Below are 24,201 nucleotides of genomic sequence, written 5' to 3' on the forward strand. Positions count from 1 at the left end.
CTCCGCCCCGGCCCGGGCCGTCGCTCACACGTAGTCCTCCAGCTTCGCCACGGCGTACCCCTTGGCGGTGATCACATTCATCACCTGGCGGATCATGTCGGGCATCGTGCCCTTCCAGTCCGCCTTGCCCCGGAAGTGGGTCAGCACGATGTCGCCGGGGTGCAGGTCCCGGTCCCACTCCCGCCACTCCATGTGGTCCGGGAAGGCCTCGGCGGACCAGAGCGGCACCGCCTCGACCCCGCAGGACCGGGCGGCGCGCAGGGTGTCGCCGTTGTAGTTGCCGTACGGCGGGCGGAAGAGCCGGGGGCGCTTGCCGAACCGCTTCTCCATGATCTCCTGCTGCCCGCAGATCTCCTTCTCCTGCTCGTCGTAGGAGAGTCCGGGCAGATAGCGGTGGTTGAGGGTGTGGTTGTTCAGCACGACCCCGCGCCCCTGCATCCGCTCGAAGTAGCCGTAGTCGTCGCTGGTGACGTAGTCGCTGAGGAAGGCGCTGTACGGGATGTCCAGCTCGGTCATCATCTTCAGCAGCTCGGGGTCCTTCTCGGAGCCGTCGTCGATCGTCAGAAAGACGATCCTCTCCTTGGTGGGGACGGTGGTGAAGACCGGCGGCAGGCTGTCGTCACCGACCTCGAAGCCCTTGCGGAAGGTGATCTCCGGCTTGGTCCTCGGCGGCGCCGGGGCGGGCAGCGGGGTGAGCTTCAGGCCCCACTTGCGGGCGGCGGCGACACGGGCGGCCCGGGCGGCCCGGACCTTCTGGACGTACGCGGAGAGGGCCCCGGCCGGCCCCCGCGCCTGGGCGGGGCCGCCGGCGGCCGGCCGGCCCTGGGCGCCCCCGGCGGGGTGCGCCGCTCCACCGCTCCCGCCCTCCGCCGCGCAGCCGGAACCGAGCGCGGCGACGAGCAGCAGCGCCCCGGTCGCCCGGACCCGGAACCGATGCCTCCGCCGACCGTTCCCCCGGCCGGCCCCCTGGCCGCCCTCCTGACCGTTCCCCCGACCGCTCTCCTGGCCGCTCTTCTGGCCATTCCTCTGGCCGTTCCTCTGGCCGTTCCGCTGACCGTGTTTTCCGTTTTGTCGTACAAGATGCATGGCGTCGCATCCTGTCAGCGCTCGGCCCCGGCCCCCGGCCGACACCGCCGCCCGGCGCGCACCATCGCCCGGCTGGCCCACAATGGGCCGGTGAACGACCTCGACTCCTTCCGCGCGCTGCTCACCGAGGAGGGCCGCGAGCTGCTCGCCGCGCTGCGCGACCACACCCCCGACCAGGAGCTGGCGCTCGCCTCCCGGCTGCGCCGCGAGCACCCCGCCGGGCTGGTCTCGGCCGCGCTTGGCCAGGCACGGCTGCGGCAGCGGGCGGTGGCGAAGTTCGGCGCGGAGGACGCGTACCGGATGTTCTTCACCCCGCACGGGGTGGAGCAGGCCACGCGCCGCCCGGTCGCGGAGTACCGGGCCCGGCGGTTCCGGGAGCTGCTGCCCGCGAGCGGCGGACCGGCCCGGGTGGCGGACCTCTGCTGCGGGATCGGCGGGGACGCCGTCGCCCTGCTGCGGGCCGGGTTCGCGGTGACGGCGGTCGATCTGGACCCGCTCACCTGCGAGGTGGTCAGGGCCAATGGGGCGGCGCTGGTCCCGGACGGGTCGCTGGAGGTGCGCCAGGAGGATGTGACGGCGTACAGCCCCGGACACACCGACGCCACTGACGGCACCGAAGGCACCGACGCCCTGTTCACCGACCCGGCGCGCCGGACCTCGGGCGCCGCGCGCGGCCGGGGCCGGATCTTCGACCCGGAGGCGTACTCACCGCCGCTCTCCTGGGCGCTGGAGGCGGTACGGCGGGTGGGCGCCGGAGCGGTGAAGATCGCGCCCGGCATCCCGCACGAGCTGGTCCCGGACGACTTCGAGGCGGAGTGGATCTCGGACGGCGGCGATGTGAAGGAGGCGGTGCTCTGGCACGACGGCCGGACCGCCGCCACGCACCCGGGCAGCGGATCCGAGGGCGCCGGCCCCGGGAGCACCGGGGCCGTCCGGCCGGGGGTCTTCCGGGCCACCCTGCTCCCCTCGGGCGCCACCCTGACCGGCCGGGGGCTGCCCGACCCGGAGGTACGGAAGGTGGGACGGTACCTCTACGAGCCGGACGGCGCCGTCATCCGGGCACACCTGGTCGCGGAGGTCGCCGAGGAGCTGGGCGCCGGGCTGATCGACCCGACCATCGCCTATCTGACGGCCGACGAGCCGCGCCCGACGCCGTACGCCACGTGCTACGAGATCACCGACGAGCTGCCGTTCGGCCTCAAGCGGCTCAAGGCGCTGCTGCGGGAGCGCGAGGTGGGCACCCTGACCGTGAAGAAGCGGGGCTCGGCGGTGGAGCCCGAGGAGGTGCGCCGCCGGGTGAAGCCCAAGGGCCCGAACGCGGCGACGGTCTTCCTGACCCGGGTGGCGGGCGCCCCGGCCATGCTCATCGGCCGCCCCTGCTGAGCCCCGGTCCTGCCGGGCCCCGTCTCCGTACGGCGGCCGGGCCGGCCTTCGTACGGAGACGGGGACGGAGACGGGAACGGGAACGGCCGGGGCGGCCGTCAGCGGGCCCGGCCGATGTAGTCCTCCAGCCGGGCCACCGCGAAGCCCTGTTCCTGGACATGGCGCAGCAGATTGGCCGTCATCTCCGTCATCGAGGTGCCCTTGAGCTCGGACGGGCCCCGGAAGTGGGCCAGGATGATGTCGCCGGGGCGCAGCTTCCGGTCGGCCCGCTGGTACTGCATGTTGGTGATCTGCATGGACTCCCGCCACAGCACGATCGCCTCCACCCCGCAGGAAGCGGCGGCGGCCCTGGTGTCCTCGTTCCAGTTGCCGTACGGCGGCCGCATCAGCCGGGGCGTGGCGCCATAGGTGCCGGCCAGTTTCCGCTGCTGGCCGCAGATCTCCCGGCGCTGGGCCTCCGCGCCGAGGGTGCGCAGGTTCGGGTGGGTGAGGGTGTGGTTGGCGACCCCGTTGCCCAGGGCGGCCAGTGGCGTGAAGTAGCCGTAGTCGGACCGGATGGCCGCGTCGGTCAGGAACATCGTGAACGGGACCTTCAGCTCCCGCATCATCCGGACGAACTCCGGGTCCTTCTCGGCGCCGTCGTCGAAGGTGAGGAAGACCACCTTGTCCCTGGTCGGTATCTCGCTGATCACCGGGACCTTGCCGCCGCCGGTCCGCACCGGGGGGCTCGCGGGCGGGGCGGGCGCGGCGGGGAGCGGCTTCAGGTCCCACCGGGCGAAGCGGGCGGCGGCAGCGGCGCGCTCGCCCGCCGCCGTGTCGCCGGTCCCCTCGCCCCCGCCCGCCCGGTCCGGCGACGGGGACGGGGACACGGAGGACGCCGGCCGTCCGCCGCCGGGCCCGGACGGCTCCGCGGTGGCGCCGCAGCCCGATATGACCGGTACGAGCAGGGCGGCGCAGAGCGCCACCACCCCCGCCATCCTCTTGCCCACCCTGGAACCCCATGTTCGAACGCCTGATCAGTCTGCGTTCTGGGGGACGGACGAGGCGGACGGGAGGTTGCCTCGGCCGGCCGGGAAGCCGGTCGGGAAACCGGTCGGCCGAGCCGGCCGGGAAGCCGGTCGGCCGAGCCCGTGGAGAACCGGCCGGGGAAGCCCTTGGGGGATTTGCCGGGGAGGCCCTCCGGAGGGTCCGCCGGGGGCCGGCCGGTCAGCCGGCCAGGGGCCCGGTCGCCGGACCGGCCGGGTCGGTGCCCTGCGACTCGAAGCGCCAGCGGTGCACCGGCCGGGTCACCAGCCCGGCGTCCGGCTCCGGCAGTTCCGGCGGTTCCGGCAGTTCCCCAGGCCCCGCCGGCCCGGCCCCCGGCCCGGCCGCCGACATCCCGTCGTCGCCGTCGTCGCCGTCACCCCCGGGCACGTCCCACCAGGTCAGCACCAGCACCCGGTCACCCGGCGCGGTGAAGGTCTCCCGGCGTACCGGCTCGGCCGGCAGCGGCTGGGCGCGGGCCCAGGCGAGCAGCTCGGCGCCCCGGCCCTCGGCGGCCCGGGCCTCCCACATCAGAGTGATCATCACCCGGGCAGATTGTCACAGGCCGGCTGGGCGCGGGTGACCGGCGCGTCCCGCAGCTCCAGCCGCATCACCAGGGCGTCGATGTTGCCCGGCTGGTAGTAGCCGCGCCGGAAGCCGATGGGCCGGAAGCCGAAGCGCTCGTAGAGCCGCTGGGCGCGGGCGTTGTCCACCCGTACCTCCAGCAGCACCTCCTCGCACTCGAAGGCGGTGGCGTGCCGCAGCAGCTCGGTCAGCAGCCGGGCACCGAGCCCGGTGCCCCACTGCTCCCGGGCCACGGCGATGGTCTGTACGTCGCCGAGCCCGCCGGCCGCCGCGAGTCCGGCGTATCCGGCGAGCCGGCCGTCCGCCGGGTCACGGGCCACCACATAGCGACGGCTCGCCCGGGGGCCCCGGGCGTGGGCCAGCTCGGACCAGAACATCCCCTCCGACCAGGCGTCCTCGGGGAACAGCTCACGTTCGAGCTCCAGCACCGGGGCGATGTCCCACCAGCGCATCTCCTGGAGGACCGGAGCGAGCACCGGAGCGGCGCCCGGGCCGGAACGCCCCGAGCCCCCGCCGCTCCCGTCGCCCTCGGCGGTCATCGGGGCGTGACCACCTTGTAGTTCTTCGGCACCTGGGCGTCCGGCCGGCGCAGATAGAGCGGGAGCGGGTCCAGGAACTCCCCGCCCGCCCGCAGCCGCTCGGCCGCCAGCGCGGCGAGCGCCGCCGCCGACTGGTGCTCGGGGTCACGGGCGTCCGGGAAGTGCTCGCCGTACAGCCGCGCCCCGGCCCCCACCACGGGCAGCCCGGCCAGCCGCTCGGCGATCTCGGCGGGCCGGTCCACGGCGGGCTCGGTGACCCGGGTCCTGGCGTCCTCGTACCGCGCCCAGTAGACCTCCTTGCGCCGGGCGTCGGTGGCCACCGCGAACGGCCCGGTCAGCCCGGAGGCGTACGCGAGTCCGTCCAGGGTGCAGAGCCCGTGCACCGGGACCCCGAGCGCCGAGCCGAAGGTGGTGGCCATGACCAGCCCGACCCGCAGTCCGGTGTACGGGCCGGGGCCGACACCCACCACGACCCCGGTCACGGCGTCGAGCCGCCGTCCGGCCTCCGCGAGCACCCGGTCCACGGCGGGCAGCAGGAGTTCCCCGTGGCGGCGGGCGTCGATCTGGTCCGAGCGGGCGACGACGGTCTCACCGTCGTGCAGGGCGACGGTGACGGCGGGCGTGGCGGTATCCATGGCGAGCAACAGCACGCGAACAGCCTACGGCTCCGCGCGCGGGAGTACGGCCGCCCCGGTCCTACCGTCCGCTGCTGCTACCGTCACACCGATACGTACGTATGAGAGGCGGGCAGCAGCGTGGCACGGAGCAGCTCGGGAATCGTGGCCGGGCTCACCGCGGCGGCGGTCGCCGCGGTCGCCTTCCTCGCCTACCAGGCATCGGCCACCGCCCCCGCGCATCTCACGGACAGGGGCGGGGCCACCGGCGCCAAGCCCTCGGCCACCGCCCCGGCGCCGTCCGGCGCGGGAAAGCCGTCCCCCGATCCGAGCGCCCCGCCCGCCCACTCCGGCTCCGGGAAGCGGGTCGTCTACGCGCTGGGCGCGCGTACGGTCTGGCTGGTCGACGCCAAGGACGCCAAGGGTGCCGATGGCGGCAAGGGCACCGAGGAGACGACCGTCCGCACCTTCCGGGTGGTGCCGAGCACGATCAGCCCGCCCCCCGGGGCCTACTCCGTGACCTCCCGGTCGAACAGCGTGGCCGGCTCTGACGGGGTGCGGATCGAACATGTGGTGCGCTTCGCCACCGTGAGCGGGGTGACCATCGGCTTCAGCGCGGCCGTGGACGGCAGCCTGCCGAGCCCGGACCCGTCGCGGAAGACCGGCGGCGTCCGGATGCAGCGGGCGGACGGGGACGCGCTGTGGAAGTTCGCGAGCGTCCACGCGAAGGTCGTCGTCATCCCCTGAGACCCGTGGGGCCCTGAGACCATGGGCCGTGGGCCTCTTGGGGGCTCCCGGCCGGTCAGGCGGCGCGGGGTGTCTCGCCGCGTCCGCCCCGGAGGCCCGGGACCCCGTCGTACGCCTCGTGGTGTCCGTCGTACGCCTCGGGCCGGCCGTGCCGCCCGTCCGCGTCCCGGACCCGGGCGGGCGCAGGCGGGGTGGAGACCGCGGTGGCAGCGGCGCAGGAGGCCAGCAGCTCACGCATGGGGACGGCCGGCACCGGGGCCTTCCTGGGCTGCGTCGGGGTCGTCGGCATGGCGTGCCTCCTGGGGCTCCGGGAGCGTGGTTAGGCAGACCTGACCGTGGATCCTGGGGTCCATGTGACCACGCCCCATGGCCGGGGCGCAAGAACGTACCGACGGCTTGTCGGAAAGTACGGAGCGGTCCCGGGCCGCCCGCCCCGGAACCGGGTCCGTTTTCCCCATACGGGCTCACACCGCCCGGCGCCCGGTACGGCCCCGGCGACCCGTCCCGGCGCCGGGCCGGGGCCCGGCGCGGTTCCGCACCGCCTCAGCGCCGGGTCGGGGCCAGGGCCGGCTCCAGGTCCACGTCCGCCCAGCGGGTGCCGACACCGGTCAGGGTGACCACCCGGTGGTCGTCGCCGTGCGCTTCCCGGCCGTCCGCGCCGTCCCCGTCCCCGCCGGGCTCGCCCACCACCCGGTCGATCACCACGTGCAGCCGGTCGTCCGACAGCTCCTCCACCTTGCCGTCGCCCCACTCCACGACCACCACCGATTCGGGCAGTGAGACATCCAGGTCGAGGTCCTCCATCTCGTCCAGACCGCCACCCAGTCGGTAGGCGTCCACATGCACCAGCGCGGGCCCGTCGCCCAGCGGCGGGTGCACCCGGGCGATGACGAAGGTCGGCGAGGTCACCGCGCCCCGGACGCCCAGGCCCTCCCCGAGCCCCCGGGTCAGGGTGGTCTTGCCGGCACCCAGCTCGCCGGTGAGCAGCACCAGGTCGCCCGGCCGGAGCAGTCCGGCCAGTGCCCGGCCCAGGGCCAGGGTCTCCTCGGCGGAGTTCAGGGTCAGCCGGGCGGAGACGACGCCCCCGGCGGGCACGGGCGCCGGGGACGCGGCCGGCACCGGCGGGACGGAGGACACGGGGGGTGTCGGGGCCGCCGGGGAGACGGGCGGGGCGGCGGAGTCAGGGGCGGGGCTGTGCGGTGCTTCCATACGCCCCAACGGTAGCCGCTGCCGGTACGGCACCCACCCGGGCCAGCAGCTCCGCCAGCCGGCCGGTCACCGCCTCGGGGTGCTCCAGCATCACCAGATGGCCGGCGTCGGGGACCAGGACCAGCTCGGCGTCCGGGAGCAGCCTCGCTATGGCCTCGGTGTGCGAGCTGGGCGTGACCAGGTCCTTCTCCCCCGCCAGGGCGAGCACCGGCACCTCCGTGAAGACGCGCAGCGCCCCGGCCTTGTCGTGCTCGGTGAAGGCGGGGTAGAACTCCGCGACCACGTCGATCGGAGTGGCCTCGATCATCCGTTCCGCGAACCGGGCGACCGCCGGGTCGACCTCCCGCGAGGAGAACGAGTAGCGCTTGACCACCCCGGCGAACAGGTCGGCGGTGGCCCGGCGCCCCCGCTCGACCAGCTCCGCCTGGGAGCCGAGCGCCCGGAGCACCCCGGGGAGCACCCGGCGTACGGCGCTGACGCCCGCCGCCGGGAGCCCGAAGTTCACCTCCCCGAGATGTCCGCAGGAGGTGCCGACGAAGGCCACCCCGACCACCCGCTCCCGGATCAGCTCCGGGTACTGGTCGGCCAGCGCCATCACCGTCATGCCGCCCATGGAGTGCCCGACCAGCACCAGCGGCCCCTCGGGCGCGGCGGCGTCTATGACCGCCTTGAGGTCGCGGCCGAGCTGGTCGATGGAGACCGGCACCCGCTCCGGGCCGCACTGGGCGGCGCCGCGCTCGGAACGGCCGTGCGAGCGCTGGTCCCAGTGGACCGTGCGCACCAACCCGCGCAGGGCGGCCCGCTGGAAGTGCCAGGAGTCCTGGTTGAGGCAGTAGCCGTGGCTGAAGACCACGGTGACCGGCGCGGGCCGCCGCCGGCCGAAGAGCCGCCGCCGCCCGCCGGAGCCGGCCGCTCCGGCGGACCCGGCGGCGGCCTTGCTGCCCTTGCTGCCCTTGCTGCCCTTGGTGCCCTTGGTGGAGCTGGCGCCCTCGGAGACCCCGGTGGCCCTGGTGGCCGCGGAGACCGCAGCGACCCCGGAGACCGCATTGATCTCATCGATCTCGTAGTACAGCCCGGTGCCGTCGTCGGCGACCGCCCGGCCGGGGGTGCCGCGCAGGCCCCCGTACGGCCCGGCCGCGTCCAGCGCCAGCCGGGCCCTGCGGCGTATTCCGCGCCCCACGGTGAGCCGCTCCAGGGCGACTCCGGCGGCGGCGCCCGCCGCTATCACGCCCACCGCGGCCCCGGCGAAGCCCGCCCGGCGCCAGGTGCCGGCGGCGGCCTCCGTCACGGCGGCCACGGCCGCCTGTTCCGCGCTGGTCTCGGTCACGGTCACGCCTCCCCGGTCCGCCCGGCCTCCGCCGACGCGTTCTTATGGACCCGTGGTACCCGCGATCCGACGCGAGTCACGATCTCGTACGCGATCGTGTCCGCCGCCCGTGCCCAGTCCTCGGCCGTCGGCTCGCCGTCGTCGCCCGGTCCGAAGAGCACCGCCCGCTCCCCCGGCGCCGGGGTGTCGCCGTGCAGATCCACCACGAACTGGTCCATCGCGACCCGCCCGGCCACCGTGCGGACCTTGCCGCCGGCCAGCACCGGGCCCCGGCCCGAGGCGTTGCGGGGCACCCCGTCGGCGTACCCGACCGGAACCAGGCCCAGGGTCGTGGGGTGCTCGGTGACGTAGTGGTGGCCGTAGCTCACCCCGTGGCCGGCCGGGGCCTGCTTGACCAGGGCCAGCGCGGCGGAGAGCCGCATCACCGGGCGCAGCCCGAAGTCGGCGGGGGTGCCCAGCTCGGGGCCGGGCGAGATCCCGTACATCGCGATCCCGGTCCGGACCAGGTCGAAGTGGGTCTCCGGCAGGGTCAGGGTGGCGGGCGAATTGGCGATGTGCCGCACCTCCGGCTCGGCGCCGGCCGCCTCGGCCTGGCCGACCATGGTGCGGAAGGCGGCGAGCTGGACCGCGATGGAGGGGTGGCCGGGCTCGTCGGCGCAGGCGAAGTGCGACCAGAGGCCGACGATCCGCAGCTCGCCCCCGGCCTGGGCCTTCAGCGCCGCGCCGACCAGATCGGGCCAGTCGGCGGGCTGGCAGCCGTTGCGGCCGAGCCCGGTGTCGGCCTTGAGGTGCACCCGGGCGGGGCGGCCGGCCGCGCGGGCGGCGGCGACCACCTCGTCGAGCGCCCAGCGGCCGCTGACCGAGACGTCGATGTCCGCCTCGATGGCCTCCCGCCAGGGGTCGCCGGGCGTCCACAGCCAGCAGAGCAGCGGCGCGTCGAGACCGGCGGCACGCAGGGCCAGTGCCTCCTGCGGCAGCGCCGTACCGAGCCAGGACGCCCCGGCCGCCAGCGCCTCCCGCGCGCAGGGCACGGCGCCGTGGCCGTACGCGTCGGCCTTGACGACGGCCATGACCTGAGTGCCGGGCGCCACCCGGGCCCGCAGGGCACGGACGTTGGCGCGCAGGGCGCCGAGGTCGATCTCGGCGCGGGCGCGGAGGGGCTCTGGTGTCTCGCTCATCGCGCTCAGTGTCTCAGGTGCCGCCGCGCGCCCGGGCCGACCGCGCCTGTCGCCCCGGTCACGCCCCGGCCGCCACATCGCCCGGCCGTGCACGGCCCCGGGCCGGAGGCGTACCGGCCCCGGAGACCGGAGGGCCCCGGACGGTACGGCTCCGAACCCGCCGGACGGCCCCGGTACCGGCCGCTCACGCCCCGCTCGGTGCCGAGGCGTTCGGGCACCGAGCGGGGCCCCGGACGCGTACGGCTCACGCCCCCACCGGTACGCGCGGACGCGTACGAGCTCCGCGTCCGGAGGACGCCCCGGTCCTGCCCGCCCCGGAGGCCGACAGGCCCGCGTCGGGCGTCCCGAACGGCCCGGGTCCCGCACCGGCGACCACCCGTACGTGTGCGGTTCCGAGCCCGACCGGCACGCGCGGAGGCATACGGGCCCGCATCGTGCGGGCGCGCCGAGCGGTACGGATCTCCGCCCTCCCGGAGGCGTACCGGCTACGCGTCGGGCGGCCGCCCGGCCACATACGGCTTCCGGCCCCGCCGGCGTCCGAACGGCATCCGGGTCCCGGGCCCGGCGGGTACCTCGGAGACGTACGGCTCCCGTCCCGGGCACGCACCGCCCCCAACCGTGCGGACACCGCAGACGACACGGGCCCCGCAGCGGTGGGCGGCTGCCCGCAGCCAGGTACGGCTCACGCCCCGGTCGCCCCCGGAGGCGCACTGCCCCGGGTCCGGCGGACGCCCCCGACGGCACTGCCCGGGCCCGGGAGCGAACGGGCCCGAGTCGGCCGGGCGTGCCCGCCGGTACGGGCCCCGCACCGGCGGGCACTCCGGAAACGCACTGCCCCGAGCCCGATGGCACGGCCGGAGGCGTACGGGCTCCGCCCCGTCAGCCGCACACCCCGTCAACAGCCGCCCGGCTCCCGCCCGGGCGCGGATCGACGCCGGCCGTCCGGCCCGGCCGGGCTCGGGGCGCGCCGTCCGGTCCGCCCCGGCCTCGTCCGGTCACCGGAGGCACATGGCTGTCAGGCACCCGGCCCCGCCCGGTCACCGGAGGAGGCCGGATGAGGCCGTCGGGCGCCCGGCGCCGGGGGCGTGCGCCTCCGGTGATCGCCCGGGCCCCGGCGGCCACCGCGCCGTCCCGTCAGTCGCCCGGCTCCGTTCCCGCGACGTCCCGCCACGCCGCCGGCAGCGCGTCCGCCACGTCCAGCGCGGCGACCGGCGCTCCCCGGGCGGCGCGGCGGGCGGCCAGGCCGTGCAGGTAGGCACCGGCCGATGCGGCGTCCCGGGGGGCGAGGCCGGCGGCCAGCAGGGAGCCGGTCAGCCCGGAGAGGACGTCCCCACTGCCGGCCGTCGCCAGCCAGGGCGTACCGGTCGGGTTCACCCGCACCGCGCCACCGGAGGCCGGGCCGTCGCCACCGGCACCGGGGCCGGGCGGGGGCGCGGCCACCAGCGTCGTGGAACCCTTCAGCAGCACCGTCGCCCCGAACCGCGCGGCCAGCTCCCGCACCGCCGCCAGCCGCCCGGCCTCGACCCGCTCCCGGGAGGTGCCCAGCAGCTGCGCGGCCTCCCCGGCGTGCGGGGTGAGCACCGTCGGGGCCGGCCGGCTCCGCACCGCCTCCGGGTCCAGCAGCCCGAGCCCGTCGGCGTCGACGAGTACCGGCACCTCGGCCGCCAGCACCTCGTCCAGGCCCGGGGTGTCACCGAGCCCCGGGCCGATCACCCAGGCCTGCACCCGCCCCGCCTCGCCCGGCGGCCCCTCGTGGACCAGGGTCTCCGGGAAGCGCGCCAGCACCTCGTCCCGGGCCGGTCCGACGTACCGCACGGCCCCGGCGCCGCCCCGCAGCGCGCCCGCGACGGCCAGCACGGCGGCGCCCGGGTAGCGCTTCGAGCCGGCCACCACCCCGACCACGCCCCGGCCGTACTTGTCGCTCTCGGCGGCCGGCGCCGGCAGCAGCCCGGCCACATCGGCGTGCTGGAGCGCCTCAAGGTCCGGCTCGCCGGGCAGTTCCAGACCGATGCCGACCAGCCGCACCGCCCCTGCGTACTCCCGGGCCGGGTCCACCAGGAGGCCCGGCTTGTACGCGCCGAAGGTCACCGTGGCGTCCGCCCGTACCGCCTCGCCGGCCACCTCCCCGGTGTCGGCCGCCACCCCGCTCGGCAGGTCCACCGCCACCAGCACCGCGCCGGACTCCCGGGCGGCCCGCACCAGCGGCACCGCCTCCGGGCGCAGTCCGCCGTGCCCGCCGATCCCGGTGATGCCGTCCAGCACCAGATCGGCCCGGGCCAGCGCCGCGTACGGGTCGTCCGCCACCCGGCCGCCGGCCCGGAGCAGCGCGGCGAGCCCGGCCTCATGGACCCGGGAGCCGAGCCGTACCACCGTCACCCCCGCGCCGCGCCGGGCCAGCCGGACACCCGCGTAGAGCGCGTCACCGCCGTTGTCCCCGCTGCCGGCCAGCACCACGATCCGGGCGCCGGAGACCCGGCCCCGCCCCAGCAACCCGGCGCAGGCGGCGGCCAGTCCGGCGGCCGCCCGGTCCATCAGTGCCCCGGGCGGCAGCTTCGCCATGAGCGCGGCCTCGGCGGCCCGTACGGTCTCGATACGGTAAGCGGTACGCATGGCCCCCACCCTCCGCGATCACACCGCCCCGCGCCACCCCACCCCCGGCGTCACCCCATCCGGGCGTCGGCCCGTCCCGGCGCCGGGCCGCCGAGGGAACGAGAAGGCCACCACCGGAACGGCGAAGTCACCACCGGCCGGGGAGTCCCTCACCCCTCCGCGATCACCACCGCCGAGGCCACTCCCGCGTCATGACTGAGCGACACATGCCAGTGCCGTACGCCCAGTTCGGCGGCGCGGGCGGCGACCGTGCCGATGACCCGCAGCCGGGGGCGGCCGTTCTCCTCCACGTACACCTCGGCGTCCGTCCAGAGCAGCCCGGGCGGCGCGCCCAGCGCCTTGGCCAGCGCCTCCTTGGCGGCGAACCGCACCGCCAGGGAGGCCGTACCGCGCCGCTCGCCGCTGGGCAGCAGCAGTTCGCCCGGGACGAAGAGCCGCTTCAGCAGCCCCGGTGTCCGCTCCAGCGACTGGCCGAACCGGTCGATCTCGGCCACGTCGATCCCCACCCCGATGATCATCTCTTCACTCCGTCGTTCTGTTCACTGCCGTTCTGATCACTCCGGTGCCGGTTCCGTTCACTCCACCGTCACGGACTTGGCCAGGTTGCGCGGCTGGTCCACCTCGTTGCCCCGGGCGGTGGCCAGTTCGCAGGCGAAGACCTGGAGCGGCACCGTGGAGACCATCGGCTGGAGCAGCACCGGGGTGGCCGGGACGCGGACCAGGTGGTCGGCGTAGGGGACGACCGACTCGTCGCCCTCCTCCGCGATCACGATGGTCAGCGCCCCGCGCGCCCGGATCTCCTGGATATTGGAGACGATCTTGTCGTGCAGCAGCGACCGGCCGCGCGGCGAGGGCACCACCACCACGACCGGCACGCCCGGCTCGATCAGCGCGATCGGCCCGTGCTTCAGCTCGCCCGCCGCGAAGCCCTCGGCGTGCATATAGGCGAGTTCCTTGAGCTTGAGCGCGCCCTCCAGGGCGACCGGGTACCCCACATGGCGGCCCAGGAAGAGGACGGTGTTCTTCGCCGCCAGCGAACGGGCCAGCTCCCGGACCGGCTCCATGGTCTCCAGGACCCGTTCCACCTCCTCGGCGATCCCGGCCAGGTCCCGGATCACCGCCCGTACCTCGTCGCCCCACTTGGCGCCCCGGACTTGGGCGAGGTAGAGCGCCAGCAGATAGCAGGCGACCAGCTGGGTGAGGAACGCCTTGGTCGAGGCGACCGCCACCTCGGGCCCGGCGTGGGTGTAGAGCACCGCGTCCGACTCGCGCGGGATGGTGGAGCCGTTGGTGTTGCAGACGGCCAGCACCCGGGCCCCCTGCTCCCGGGCGTGGCGCAGCGCCATCAGGGTGTCCATGGTCTCGCCGGACTGGGAGACGGCGATGACCAGGGTGCGGTGGTCCAGGATCGGGTCCCGGTAGCGGAACTCGCTGGCCAGCTCGACCTCGCAGGGGATGCGGGCCCAGTGCTCGACGGCGTACTTGGCGATCAGCCCGGCGTGGTACGCGGTGCCACAGGCGACCACCACCACCTTGTCCGCCTCGCGCAGTTCGGTGGCCGGGATGCGGATCTCGTCCAGGGTGAGCGAGCCCGCCGCGTCGATCCGGCCCAGCAGGGTGTCGGCCACCGCCCGGGGCTGCTCGGCGATCTCCTTGAGCATGAAGTAGTCGTAGCCGCCCTTCTCGGCGGCCGAGGCGTCCCAGTCGACGTGGTACGCCCGGACTTCGGCGGGGGCGCCCTCGAAGTCGGTGACGGTCACCGCGTCCCGGCGCACCTCCACCACCTGGTCCTGGCCCAGTTCGATGGCGGAGCGGGTGTGGTCGATGAAGGCGGCCACGTCCGAGGCGAGGAACGCCTCGCCCTCCCCGACGCCCACCACGAGCGGGGAGTTGCGGCGGGCGCCGACCACCACGTCCGGCTCGTCGGCGTCCACCGCCACCAGGGTGAAGGCGCCCTCCAGCCGGCGGCAGACCTGCCGCATCGCCTCCGCCAGGTCACCGGTGGCCGAGTGGCACTCGGCCAGCAGATGGGCGACCACCTCGGTGTCGGTCTCGGACCGCAGGGCGTGTCCGCGCTCGGCCAGTTCGGCCCGGAGCGCGGCGAAGTTCTCGATGATGCCGTTGTGGACGACGGCGACCCGTCCGGCGTTGTCGAGGTGGGGATGGGCGTTGGCGTCGGTGGGGCCGCCGTGGGTGGCCCACCGGGTGTGCCCGATCCCGGTCGAGCCGGCCGGCAGGGGCCTGCTGACCAGTTCCTTCTCCAGATTGACGAGCTTGCCCGCCTTCTTGGCCGCGGCCAGCCCGCCGTCGGCGAGCACCGCGACCCCGGCCGAGTCGTAGCCCCGGTACTCCAGCCGCTTGAGGCCGGCGATGACCACATCGAGCGCCGACTGACCGCCGACGTAACCCACGATTCCGCACATGTCGGCAGCCTACGGGCAGGGCCCGCGCGTCCCGGTGAGCCGCACGCGGCCCCTGGCGCGTTCCCGCCGACCGGACGCGCCCGGCGGGCGCCGGGGTGCCCGGACCGGCCGCACGCGCCCCCGCTGGGTCCCCGGGGCGGCCGGACCGGCCCGGAGGCCCGGGGCGACCGGGCAGCCCCGTCCCCGGGCCGGGAGCGGACCGGGGACGGTCCGGAGCGGACCCGGTGTCAGCCGAGCTTCTTCACCTGGGCGTCGACGACGGCGGTCGGCATCGGGAAGTCCTTGCCGTTGGCGGCCGAGGCCAGGTTGATGGCCGTGAAGGAGGCGAGCACCGCGCCCTTGCGCACGGCGACGACCTTCATCGGCATCGGGCTGCCCTCCTGATCGACCGTCACCGTCCAGGCGGCGGCCTCGTCGCCGCCGGTGATCTCGGCCTTCTCGACCTTGGACACCTTCTGCGGGGACTTGTCGGCGGCACCGGTGAAGCCACCGGCGCAGGCGGTGGCGGCGGTGCGGACGGCCGCGAACGCGTCGGCGGCGCCGTTGCCCTCGTACGAGGAGAGCGTGACGTTGACCGCGGTGGTGGAGAGCATCGCGGCCATCGCCTTCTGCACCTCCGCGTCCGACATCTTGGCCATGTCCTTGGCGGCGGGCTGCTTCGGCTTGGCCGAGCCGTCCTCGGCGGCCTGGCGCTTGACGGTGGCACCGGGCTTCCCGGGCGAGGCGGTGGCCACCAGCTCGGCGAGCGGCTCACAGGCGGGCTTGTCGGCGGTGACCCCGGCGGCGGACATCTTGTCGACCTCCGGCGACTTCTGGACCGTGTAGCCCTTGAGGTCGCCCTGGGCCAGTACGAGCTTCTCCAGCTCGGCGGCGGGGAGTGCCTTCCCCGTGCCCCCGGCGGCCGGGGCGGCGGTGGCCGCCTTGTCCCCGCCCTTGCCCTGGTCGGCGGCCTTGTCGCCGGAGGCCCCGGAGTCCGAGGAACCGCAGGCGGTGGCCAGCACGGCCAGGGAGACGGCCGCGGCGGCGAGGGCGGAACGGCGGATGACGGTGGATCGCATGGCCCAACTTTCTGTGTACAGACTGTGAGCACCATAGGCGGATCAGCCATAGACCTGATCATGTATGTCAGGTTCCGGTGCGGGACCGTGACGACTTCGTGATCATCACCCCACAAGGCCCCGGGAAACCGCGCCCGCACCCCGCCCGGCCGGCCCCGCACGGATCCCCCGGACCGCCGCCGCACCCCGACCGACCGAGCCCACACGGACCCCCCGGACCGCCGCCGCACCCCGACCGACCGGCCCGGCCGTACCCGTACGGCATCCCCGCCACCACGCCCGTACGGAGCCCCCGCCGCCACGTTCGCACGGAGCCCCCGCCACCACGCCCGTACGGGGCCCCGTCACCGCGTTCGTACGGAGCCCCCGCCGCCGTCCGGAAGGGTGCCGCCCCGGCGCGCGCTCCGGCGTGACCGAGCCCACCGCCCACGCCGCGGCCGCACCCCCGACAATGGCCTGGTGATCAGTCCGCCTCCTCCCACCCCCGCCCACCGCCGCGCGGAGACCACCCCGTACGTCGACCTCACCCGGTCCGAGTGGAGCGCGCTGCGGGACAAGACGCCGCTGCCGCTCACCGCCGAGGAGGTCGAGCGGCTGCGCGGGCTCGGGGACGTCATCGACCTGGACGAGGTCCGGGACATCTACCTCCCGCTCTCCCGGCTGCTCAACCTCTACGTCGGCGCCACCGACAATCTGCGCGGCGCGCTCAACACCTTCCTCGGGGAGCGGAGCGCCCAGCGCGGCACCCCGTTCGTCATAGGGGTGGCCGGCTCGGTCGCCGTCGGCAAGTCCACCGTCGCCCGGCTGCTCCAGGCGCTGCTGGCCCGCTGGCCCGAGCATCCACGGGTGGAGCTGGTCACCACGGACGGCTTCCTGCTCCCGATGAAGGAGCTGAAGGAGCGGGGCCTGATGTCCCGCAAGGGCTTCCCGGAGTCGTACGACCGCCGGGCGCTCACCCGGTTCGTCGCCGACATCAAGGCCGGCAAGGACGAGGTGACCGCGCCGGTCTACTCGCACCTGATCTACGACATCGTGCCCGGCAGGCGGCTGACCGTACGCCGCCCGGACATCCTCATCGTGGAGGGCCTCAACGTCCTCCAGCCCGCGCTGCCCGGCAAGGACGGCCGTACCCGGGTCGGGCTCGCGGACTACTTCGACTTCTCGGTGTACGTGGACGCCCGCCCGGAGGACATCGAGTCCTGGTACCTCAACCGCTTCCGCAAGCTGCGGGCGACCGCGTTCCAGGACCCGTCCTCGTACTTCCGTAGGTACACCCAGGTCTCCGAGGAGGAGGCGCTGGAGTACGCCCGCACCATGTGGCGGACGATCAACAAGGTGAATCTGCTAGAGAACGTCGCCCCCACCCGGGGCCGGGCCACCCTGGTCGTCCGGAAGGGCCCGGACCACAAGGTCCAGCGCCTCTCGCTGCGCAAGCTCTGACCGACCGACCAGCTGACCGACCGACCCATCCGACCGACCGGGGAGCCCGTCCACGTGCTGCATCTGCGCCTGATCGTGCCGGCCGACCGCACCGACGAGGTGATCGCCACCGTCCGGGGGACGGTCGGCGCCACCCATCTCGCCGTCCTGCCCGGGGCCGCCCGCGAACCCGCCGGGGACCTGGTGCTCTGCGATGTCGCCCGGGAGGCCGGCGACCAGCTGATCGGCCGGCTCCGGAGGCTGGGTCTGGACGAGTCGGGGGCGATCACCGCCGAGGAGGTCGGGCTCTCCCTCTCCCGGCACGCCGACCGGGCCGAGGCGGAGGCACCGGGCGAGGGCTCGGACGCGGTGCTCTGGGAGGAGCTGACCGAGGTCACTCACGAGGAGTCCACGCTCAGCGTCTCCTATGTCGCCTTCCTGGCGGTGGCGACCATGCTCGCCGCCTGCGGAGTGATGCTGGACAACGCGATCCTCATCGTGGGCGCGATGGCGGTGGGACCGGAGTTCGGCCCGCTCGCCGGAATCTCGACCGCCCTGGTGCAGCGGGCACCCCGGCTGGCCGGGCGCTCGCTCTGGGCGCTGCTCGCCGGGTTCGCGCTGGCGATGACGGTCACCGCCGGGTTCTCCTGGCTGCTGGACGCGCTGGGGCTGTTCCGGGACGAGATGGTGACCGCCGACCGGCCGAACACCGGGTTCATCTGGCACCCGGACTGGATGTCGTTCGTGGTGGCGCTGCTCGCCGGGGTGGCCGGCACCCTCTCCCTCACCTCGGCCAAGTCGGGCGCGCTGATCGGCGTGGCGATCTCGGTGACCACGGTCCCGGCGGCGGCCAACGCGGCGGTGGCCTTCAGCTACGCCGACTACGCCCAGACCTGGGGCTCGGCGGTCCAGCTGCTGGCCAATCTGGCCGGCATCGTGCTGGCCGGGACGCTGACCCTGCTGGCCCAGAAGGCCCTGTGGCGGCTGGCCCACGCCCGGACCCCGCCCCGCCCCTGACCGGCCCCGTCCCCGGCACACGCGGGGGCGCCCCGCCACAGTTCGTGGCGGGGCGCCCCGGGGCCGTATGGCGAAACGGTGCGGCGGTGCCGACGCGGCGGCCGGTACGGCCAAGGCCCGGCACGGGCCCGGCTCGGGCCGTACGGCCGGGCCGGCCCGGTACGGCTCAGCCCAGGGCGGACTTCACCGCGTCCGCGAGGCGGCCGGCGACCGCGCGGGCCTGCTCGATGTCGGCGGCCTCGACCATCACCCGGACCAGCGGCTCGGTGCCCGAGGGGCGGAGCAGCACCCGGCCGGTGGAGCCGAGGGCGGTCTCGGCCTCGGTGACGGCGGTCTTCAGCTCGGCGGAGGTGGCCACCCGGGACTTGTCGACGTCCTTGACGTTGACCAGCACCTGCGGCAGCCGCTCCATCACCCCGGCCAGCTCGGCCAGCGGACGGCCGGTGGCGGCGACCCGGGCGGCCAGCAGCAGACCGGTGAGGGTGCCGTCCCCGGTGGTGGCGTGGTCCAGCACGATGACATGGCCGGACTGCTCGCCGCCGAGGGCGTACCCGTGCTCCTTCATCGACTCCAGGACGTACCGGTCGCCGACGCCCGTCTGGACCAGCGAGAGGCCCTCGCGCTCCATGGCCAGCTTGAAGCCCAGGTTCGACATGACCGTGGCGACCACGGTGTCCCCGCGCAGCGTCCCGGCCTCGCGCATCGCCAGCGCCAGCACGGCGAGGATCTGGTCCCCGTCCACCTCGGCACCGGTGTGGTCCACGGCAAGGCAGCGGTCGGCGTCGCCGTCGTGCGCGATGCCCAGGTCGGCGCCGTGCTCGATCACGGCGGCCCGCAGCAGCTCCAGGTGGGTGGAGCCGCAGCCGTCGTTGATGTTGAGGCCGTCCGGGGTGGCGCCGATCGTCACCACCTGGGCGCCGGCCCGCTCGAAGGCGGCCGGGGAGACGCCGGAGGCCGCGCCGTGCGCCTCGTCCAGCACGATCCTCAGCCCGTCCAGCCGGTTGGGCAGCACCCGGAGGAGGTGGGCCACGTACTGGTCGAAGCCCTCGGTGTAGTCCGCGATCCGGCCGACCCCGGCGCCGGTGGGCCGGTCCCAGGGGGCGCCGGTGCGGTGCTGCTCGTAGACCGTCTCGATCCGGTCCTCCAGCTCGTCCGCGAGCTTGTGGCCGCCGCGCGCGAAGAACTTGATGCCGTTGTCCGGCATGGCGTTGTGGCTGGCCGAAAGCATCACACCGAGGTCGGCGCCGAGCGCGGCGGTCAGATGCGCCACGGCCGGGGTGGGCAGCACGCCGACCCGGAGGACATCCACGCCCGCGCTGGCCAGCCCGGCCACCACGGCGGCCTCCAGGAACTCTCCCGACGCGCGCGGGTCCCGTCCGACCACCGCGGTCGGGCGGTGGCCCTCGAAGCTGCCCGCCTCCGCGAGCACATGCGCCGCCGCGACCGACAGGCCGAGCGCCAGCTCCGCCGTCAGATCCGCGTTGGCGACGCCGCGCACCCCGTCCGTGCCGAAGAGTCGTCCCACAGCTGTCCTCCGAGTCACTCCGTGTGAAAAGCCGCCCGGACCCGGGTGAGGCCGGGAAGGCCGGGTGAAGCCCGGGTGGGCTGGATAAAGCGTATAGATGTACGCCCGTGAATAGACGTACGCCCCGGCAGCACGGAGGTGCCACCGGGGCGTACGTACGAGCAGACCGAGCAGTCCGCGCGGGCGGTGATTACCGCTTGCTGTACTGCGGGGCCTTACGGGCCTTCTTCAGACCGGCCTTCTTGCGCTCGACGGCACGGTCGTCGCGGCTCAGGAAGCCGGCCTTCTTCAGCGGGCCGCGGTTGTTGTCCACGTCCGCCTCGTTCAGCGCGCGGGCCACACCGAGGCGCAGGGCGCCGGCCTGGCCGGAGACGCCGCCACCCGAGATGCGGGCGATGACGTCGTAGCGGTCGTCGAGCTCGAGCACCTTGAAGGGCTCGTTGACTTCCTGCTGGTGCACCTTGTTGGGGAAGTAGTCCTCAAGGGTGCGACCGTTGATCTTCCACTTGCCGGAGCCCGGAACGATCCGGACACGGGCGATGGCGTTCTTGCGGCGGCCCAGGCCGGCGGCCGGCTGCGGGTCGCCGAAGCGGGACGCCAGGGACTCGGAGGTGTACTCACCCTCGACGGGGACCTCCGACTCGAAGGTGGTGACCTCCGCGTAGGTCTCTTCGCCCTCGACGGGGGTCTCAACAGTGGTCTCGGCCACGATTCTCCTCAGATTCTTTTCGTCTTAGGGGGTGGCCGGACTTACTGCGCGACCTGGGTGATCTCGAACGGGACCGGCTGCTGGGCGGCGTGCGGGTGGTTCTCGCCCGCGTACACCTTCAGCTTCGAGAGCATCTGACGGCCCAGGGAGTTCTTCGGGAGCATGCCCTTGACGGCCTTCTCGACAGCCTTCTCGGGGTTCTTGTCGAGCAGCTCGTCGTAGCGGACGGAGCGCAGACCACCCGGGTAACCGGAGTGGCGGTACGCCATCTTCTGGGTCCGCTTGTTGCCGGACAGGTGCACCTTGTCGGCGTTGATGATGATGACGAAGTCGCCGGCGTCGACGTGCGGGGCATAGATCGGCTTGTGCTTGCCCCGCAGAAGGGTTGCGGCGGTGGTCGCCAGACGGCCCAGGACAACGTCCTGCGCGTCGATGATGTGCCACTGACGCGTCACATCGCCGGGCTTGGGGCTGTACGTACGCACGGTAGTAGCCTTCGCTTCTTCAGTGATGGGCTCCCCGGGGACCCGGAGGTCCGAGGGGAAAGGGTCCTGACTAGCCACCCGGACGATCACAACAGCCCTGGCGGTCTCCGGTGACGCATTCCGGATACTCGCCGCTGCTCATCGGCCCGGTGGGCCGGCGTAAGGGCCCCTCGCGTGAGAACGACCAAGCCAATACGCATAACGAACCAGCAGGATACTCGGGCGCCCCCGGCGGGGTCAAAACGCCTGGTGGTCCCCTGGCCGCCCCCCTGCCGGTGACCGGCGGCGGGGGCCCGTGGCCCGGGCGTACGGGCCGGGGCCCGTGGCCGGTCCCGTCGGCCCCCCGGTGGCGCGGCCGCACGGGCCGTACGAGTCCCGGCTCGGGCCCGCCCGGGAAGTCGCACGGGCCGTACGACTTCCCGGCGGCTTGCGGCTTCCGCGCGGCTCTTCCCCGGGGCACCCGGGTCCCCGAGGGGGTACGGCTCCGCTATCGCGCCCGCTTCACCCGGCGCTCGTCCCAGACCGGCTCGGGGGTCTCCCGGACCACGCCGTCGGAGCCGAAGACCAGGAACCGGTCGAAGGAGCGGGCGAACCAGCGGTCGTGGGTGACGGCGAGCACCGTGCCCTCGTACGCCTCCAGACCCGCCTGGAGCGCCTCCGCCGACTCCAGGTCCAGGTTGTCGGTCGGCTCGTCCAGCAGCAGCGCCGTACTCCCGGAGAGCTCCAGGAGCAGGATCTGGAACCGGGCCTGCTGGCCGCCGGAGAGCCGCTCGAAGGCCTGGTCGCCCTGGCGCTCCAGCTCGTACCGGCGGAGCGCCGACATCGCGCCGCCCCGGTCCTTGGCGTGCTCGGTCCAGAGGATGTCCACCAGGGTCCGGCCGAGCAGCTCGGGGTGGGCGTGGGTCTGCGCGAAGTGGCCCGGCACCACCCGGGCGCCGAGCTTCCACTCGCCCCGGTGCGCCACCGAGGCGTCGCCCGCCAGCAGCCGCAGGAAGTGCGACTTGCCGGAGCCGTTGGAGCCCAGCACCGCCACCCGCTCGCCGAAGAAGACCTCCAGCGAGAACGGCTTCATCAGCCCGGTCAGCTCCAGATTCGCGCAGGTCACCGCCCGTACGCCGGTACGGCCGCCGCGCAGTCGCATCCGGATGTCCTGCTCGCGCGGCGGCTCCGGCGGCGGCCCGGCCTCCTCGAACTTCCGCAGCCGGGTCTGGGCCGCCTGGTAGCGGGAGGCCATCAGATCGCTGCGGGCGGCGTACTGCTGCATGTCCTGCACCAGCTTCTTGAGCTGGGCGTGCTTCTCCTCCCAGCGCCGCTTCAGCTCCTCGAAGCGGGCGAACCGCTCCCGCCGGGCCTCGTGGAAGGTGGCGAAGCCGCCGCCGTGCACCCAGACGTCGGAGCCGGCCGGGCTCGGCTCCACGGCGACGATCTTCTGCGCGGACCGGGCCAGCAGCTCCCGGTCGTGCGAGACGAAGAGCACCGTCTTACGGGTCTCCGCGAGCCGCTCCTCCAGCCAGCGCTTGCCCGGCACGTCCAGGTAGTTGTCCGGCTCGTCCAGGAGCAGCACCTCCTCCTGGCCGCGCAGCAGCGCCTCCAGGACCAGCCGCTTCTGCTCGCCGCCGCTGAGCGTCCGGACCGAGCGGAACTGGGCCTTGTCGTACGGCACGCCCAGCGCGGCCGTGGTGCAGATGTCCCAGAGCGTCTCGGCCTCGTACCCGCGCGCCTCCGCCCAGTCGCTGAGCGCCTGCGCGTACTGGAGCTGGGCGGCCTCGTCGTCCACGGTCATGATCAGGTGCTCGGCCTCGTCCACCGCGGCCGCCGCCTCCCGGATCCGGGCCGGCGCGACCGAGACCAGCAGGTCCCGGACGGTCCGGTCGTCCCGTACCGAGCCGACGAACTGCGGCATCACCCCGAGCCCGCCGGAGACCACCACCGATCCGCCGTGCGGCTCCAGCTCGCCGGCGATCAGCCGCAGCAGTGTCGTCTTTCCCGCGCCGTTCGGACCGACCAGGGCGACCACCGCGCCCTCGCCGACCCGGAACGACACATCACCGAGCAGTACCCGCCCGTCCGGCAGGTAGTACTCCAGGTGCGCGGCCTCCAGATGTCCCATGGAGGGCATTGTTCCGGCCGCGCCCCGCTCCGCCCAACCGGATTACCCCGGTTCCGGACAGGTGTGTCCCCGGGAGGATCCGCGTGTCCCCGGGGGCATCTAAGATGCGCGCCATGAGCTTTGGGGGGCCCGGGTGGCCGCAGCAGCCGCACCAGGGGAACGACCGTCCGTACCAGCAACAGCCGTCGTACGGCACGGGCCCCGGCGCCCCCGCGCCCGGTCCGGGCGGGCCCGGCGGCGGCCCCGGCTTCGGGTTCGGTGAGACGGGGGCGGACACCCCGGACTGGGGTGCGCTGGCGGACGCCTCGGCGGCCCGGGCGCGGCGCCGGCGGCGGCTGTTCATCGGCGGCGGGGTGCTGGCCACCGCTGCGGTCGCCGCCGTCGTGGCGGCGGCGGTCGTCACCACCGACGGCGGCTCCGGGCGGGATCCGGCGAAGAACGGCGCCGCCCCGGTGCTGCCCAGCGAGAGCGCCCGCCCCGAGCCCTCGTTCTCCTCGGTCGCTCCCCCGCCGCCGCCCAACCCCCGGGACTTCATCGCCAGCGCCGCCAAGGACAAGGCACCGATCGGCCCGGAGACCCTCTTCCCCGGCAGCCGGCTGACCGTGGGCGACCGGGCGTACCGCAAGGGCGCCACCGCCGCCACGGACGGCTGCGGCTCGGCCGCCCAGGGCGGTCTCGGCGCGGTGCTGGCGAAGCACGGCTGCGACCGGGTCCTCCGGGCCACCTATGTCCGGGACGGGGTGGCGGTCACGGTCGGCGTGGCGCTCTTCGAGAACGAGGCGGCGGCCCGGCGCGCGAAGCAGGAGGCCACCGGCGGGATCGCGCCGCTGGCCGGCTCCGGGGTGGGCGAGTTCTGCCGGGCGACGGTCTGTCTGCGCCGCGCCAACGCGGTGGGGCGGTACGCCTACTTCACCCAGGCGGGCTGGACCAGTGGCCGGAAGGTGACCCGGGACGACGCCCAGGTCTTCAAGGCCAGCGACGACCTCGGCACCTTCACCTTCGACCAGATCTACGCCCGGGGCCGGGCCCAGGCGTCGGCGGCGGCCACCGCCCCGGCCCGGACCGGCTGAACGGTCCGGGTGCCCCGCACGGCTGACCGGCCGCCCGGCCGGGACGGCTGCCTCCCGTCCCCGGACACCCGCCCGACCGGCCGG

General features: G+C 74.8%; 22 protein-coding genes. 5 read left to right on the forward strand and 17 right to left on the reverse strand.

Annotated features, from left to right (window positions below):
* Positions 1-24: 24 nt before the first annotated feature.
* Complete coding sequence (locus NX801_RS15965) at positions 25-1,086, reverse strand: polysaccharide deacetylase family protein (protein WP_258788383.1); 1,062 nt, start codon at positions 1,084-1,086, stop codon at positions 25-27.
* Positions 1,087-1,176: 90 nt separating this feature from the next.
* Between NX801_RS15965 and NX801_RS15970 the strand changes: the two genes are divergently transcribed.
* Entirely contained in the window at positions 1,177-2,469 is a 1,293-nt protein-coding gene (locus tag NX801_RS15970; protein WP_428986157.1) for a class I SAM-dependent methyltransferase, read from the forward strand.
* A 98-nt stretch (positions 2,470-2,567) separates the two neighbouring features.
* Here NX801_RS15970 and NX801_RS15975 read toward each other — a convergent pair whose 3' ends face one another.
* From NX801_RS15975 to tsaB, 4 genes are all read right to left on the reverse strand, one after another.
* Positions 2,568-3,446 carry a polysaccharide deacetylase family protein gene (locus NX801_RS15975; RefSeq protein ID WP_258788473.1) on the reverse strand — a complete coding sequence of 293 codons (879 nt, stop codon included), beginning with the start codon at positions 3,444-3,446 and terminating at the stop codon, positions 2,568-2,570.
* 229 nt (positions 3,447-3,675) lie between these two features.
* The gene (locus NX801_RS15980; RefSeq protein ID WP_428986162.1) at positions 3,676-4,035 is read right to left on the reverse strand and encodes a hypothetical protein; all 360 of its coding nucleotides are present in this window, start codon (positions 4,033-4,035) and stop codon (positions 3,676-3,678) included.
* On the reverse strand, positions 4,035-4,529 hold the full coding sequence (rimI, locus tag NX801_RS15985; RefSeq protein ID WP_258788474.1) for a ribosomal protein S18-alanine N-acetyltransferase: 495 nt from the start codon (positions 4,527-4,529) through the stop codon (positions 4,035-4,037). Before rimI ends, NX801_RS15980 begins: the two co-directional genes overlap by 1 nt.
* An 83-nt stretch (positions 4,530-4,612) precedes the next feature.
* The gene (gene tsaB, locus NX801_RS15990) at positions 4,613-5,266 is read right to left on the reverse strand and encodes a tRNA (adenosine(37)-N6)-threonylcarbamoyltransferase complex dimerization subunit type 1 TsaB (RefSeq protein WP_258788386.1); all 654 of its coding nucleotides are present in this window, start codon (positions 5,264-5,266) and stop codon (positions 4,613-4,615) included.
* Positions 5,267-5,371: 105 nt separating this feature from the next.
* Between tsaB and NX801_RS15995 the strand changes: the two genes are divergently transcribed.
* The gene (locus NX801_RS15995; RefSeq protein WP_258788387.1) at positions 5,372-5,977 is read left to right on the forward strand and encodes a hypothetical protein; all 606 of its coding nucleotides are present in this window, start codon (positions 5,372-5,374) and stop codon (positions 5,975-5,977) included.
* 55 nt (positions 5,978-6,032) lie between these two features.
* Here NX801_RS15995 and NX801_RS16000 read toward each other — a convergent pair whose 3' ends face one another.
* The 8 genes from NX801_RS16000 to NX801_RS16035 all read right to left on the reverse strand — a co-directional run bounded on the left by NX801_RS16000 (position 6,033) and on the right by NX801_RS16035 (position 15,782).
* Positions 6,033-6,266: a hypothetical protein gene (locus NX801_RS16000; protein WP_258788388.1), complete on the reverse strand. Its 234-nt coding sequence runs from the start codon at positions 6,264-6,266 to the stop codon at positions 6,033-6,035.
* Positions 6,267-6,520: 254 nt separating this feature from the next.
* Entirely contained in the window at positions 6,521-7,186 is a 666-nt protein-coding gene (tsaE, locus tag NX801_RS16005; protein ID WP_258788389.1) for a tRNA (adenosine(37)-N6)-threonylcarbamoyltransferase complex ATPase subunit type 1 TsaE, read from the reverse strand.
* Entirely contained in the window at positions 7,158-8,513 is a 1,356-nt protein-coding gene (locus tag NX801_RS16010; protein ID WP_258788390.1) for an alpha/beta fold hydrolase, read from the reverse strand. The genes tsaE and NX801_RS16010 overlap by 29 nt, the downstream gene beginning before the upstream one ends.
* 2 nt (positions 8,514-8,515) lie before the next feature.
* Positions 8,516-9,691, reverse strand: a complete 1,176-nt coding sequence (gene alr, locus NX801_RS16015) for an alanine racemase (RefSeq protein WP_258788391.1) — start codon at positions 9,689-9,691, stop codon at positions 8,516-8,518.
* 1,134 nt (positions 9,692-10,825) lie between these two features.
* On the reverse strand, positions 10,826-12,301 hold the full coding sequence (locus NX801_RS16020) for an NAD(P)H-hydrate dehydratase (protein ID WP_258788392.1): 1,476 nt from the start codon (positions 12,299-12,301) through the stop codon (positions 10,826-10,828).
* A gap of 149 nt (positions 12,302-12,450) precedes the next feature.
* Positions 12,451-12,819 (reverse strand): holo-ACP synthase, encoded by a 369-nt coding sequence (locus NX801_RS16025; RefSeq protein ID WP_258788393.1) that lies wholly within the window; start codon positions 12,817-12,819, stop codon positions 12,451-12,453.
* A 57-nt stretch (positions 12,820-12,876) separates the two neighbouring features.
* Positions 12,877-14,724: a glutamine--fructose-6-phosphate transaminase (isomerizing) gene (gene glmS / locus NX801_RS16030; protein ID WP_258788394.1), complete on the reverse strand. Its 1,848-nt coding sequence runs from the start codon at positions 14,722-14,724 to the stop codon at positions 12,877-12,879.
* A gap of 227 nt (positions 14,725-14,951) precedes the next feature.
* Entirely contained in the window at positions 14,952-15,782 is an 831-nt protein-coding gene (locus NX801_RS16035; protein ID WP_258788395.1) for a hypothetical protein, read from the reverse strand.
* Between the two features lie 456 nt (positions 15,783-16,238).
* On the opposite strand from NX801_RS16035, the gene coaA reads away from it, so the two are divergent.
* Both coaA and NX801_RS16045 read left to right on the forward strand, forming a co-directional pair.
* Complete coding sequence (coaA, locus tag NX801_RS16040; protein ID WP_428986163.1) at positions 16,239-17,222, forward strand: type I pantothenate kinase; 984 nt, start codon at positions 16,239-16,241, stop codon at positions 17,220-17,222.
* 54 nt (positions 17,223-17,276) lie between these two features.
* Entirely contained in the window at positions 17,277-18,218 is a 942-nt protein-coding gene (locus NX801_RS16045; protein ID WP_258788396.1) for a DUF389 domain-containing protein, read from the forward strand.
* Between the two features lie 166 nt (positions 18,219-18,384).
* Here NX801_RS16045 and glmM read toward each other — a convergent pair whose 3' ends face one another.
* The 4 genes from glmM to NX801_RS16065 all read right to left on the reverse strand — a co-directional run bounded on the left by glmM (position 18,385) and on the right by NX801_RS16065 (position 23,047).
* On the reverse strand, positions 18,385-19,743 hold the full coding sequence (gene glmM / locus NX801_RS16050; RefSeq protein WP_258788397.1) for a phosphoglucosamine mutase: 1,359 nt from the start codon (positions 19,741-19,743) through the stop codon (positions 18,385-18,387).
* A gap of 190 nt (positions 19,744-19,933) precedes the next feature.
* Complete coding sequence (rpsI, locus tag NX801_RS16055; RefSeq protein WP_258788398.1) at positions 19,934-20,452, reverse strand: 30S ribosomal protein S9; 519 nt, start codon at positions 20,450-20,452, stop codon at positions 19,934-19,936.
* Positions 20,453-20,493: 41 nt separating this feature from the next.
* Positions 20,494-20,937, reverse strand: a complete 444-nt coding sequence (gene rplM, locus NX801_RS16060; RefSeq protein ID WP_258788399.1) for a 50S ribosomal protein L13 — start codon at positions 20,935-20,937, stop codon at positions 20,494-20,496.
* 487 nt (positions 20,938-21,424) lie between these two features.
* Positions 21,425-23,047, reverse strand: a complete 1,623-nt coding sequence (locus tag NX801_RS16065; RefSeq protein ID WP_258788400.1) for an ABC-F family ATP-binding cassette domain-containing protein — start codon at positions 23,045-23,047, stop codon at positions 21,425-21,427.
* A 113-nt stretch (positions 23,048-23,160) separates the two neighbouring features.
* On the opposite strand from NX801_RS16065, the gene NX801_RS16070 reads away from it, so the two are divergent.
* On the forward strand, positions 23,161-24,117 hold the full coding sequence (locus NX801_RS16070; RefSeq protein WP_258788401.1) for a hypothetical protein: 957 nt from the start codon (positions 23,161-23,163) through the stop codon (positions 24,115-24,117).
* Positions 24,118-24,201 lie beyond the last annotated feature (84 nt).

This window comes from Streptomyces pyxinae (assembly GCF_024756275.1).
GTDB lineage: Bacteria > Actinomycetota > Actinomycetes > Streptomycetales > Streptomycetaceae > Streptomyces > Streptomyces pyxinae.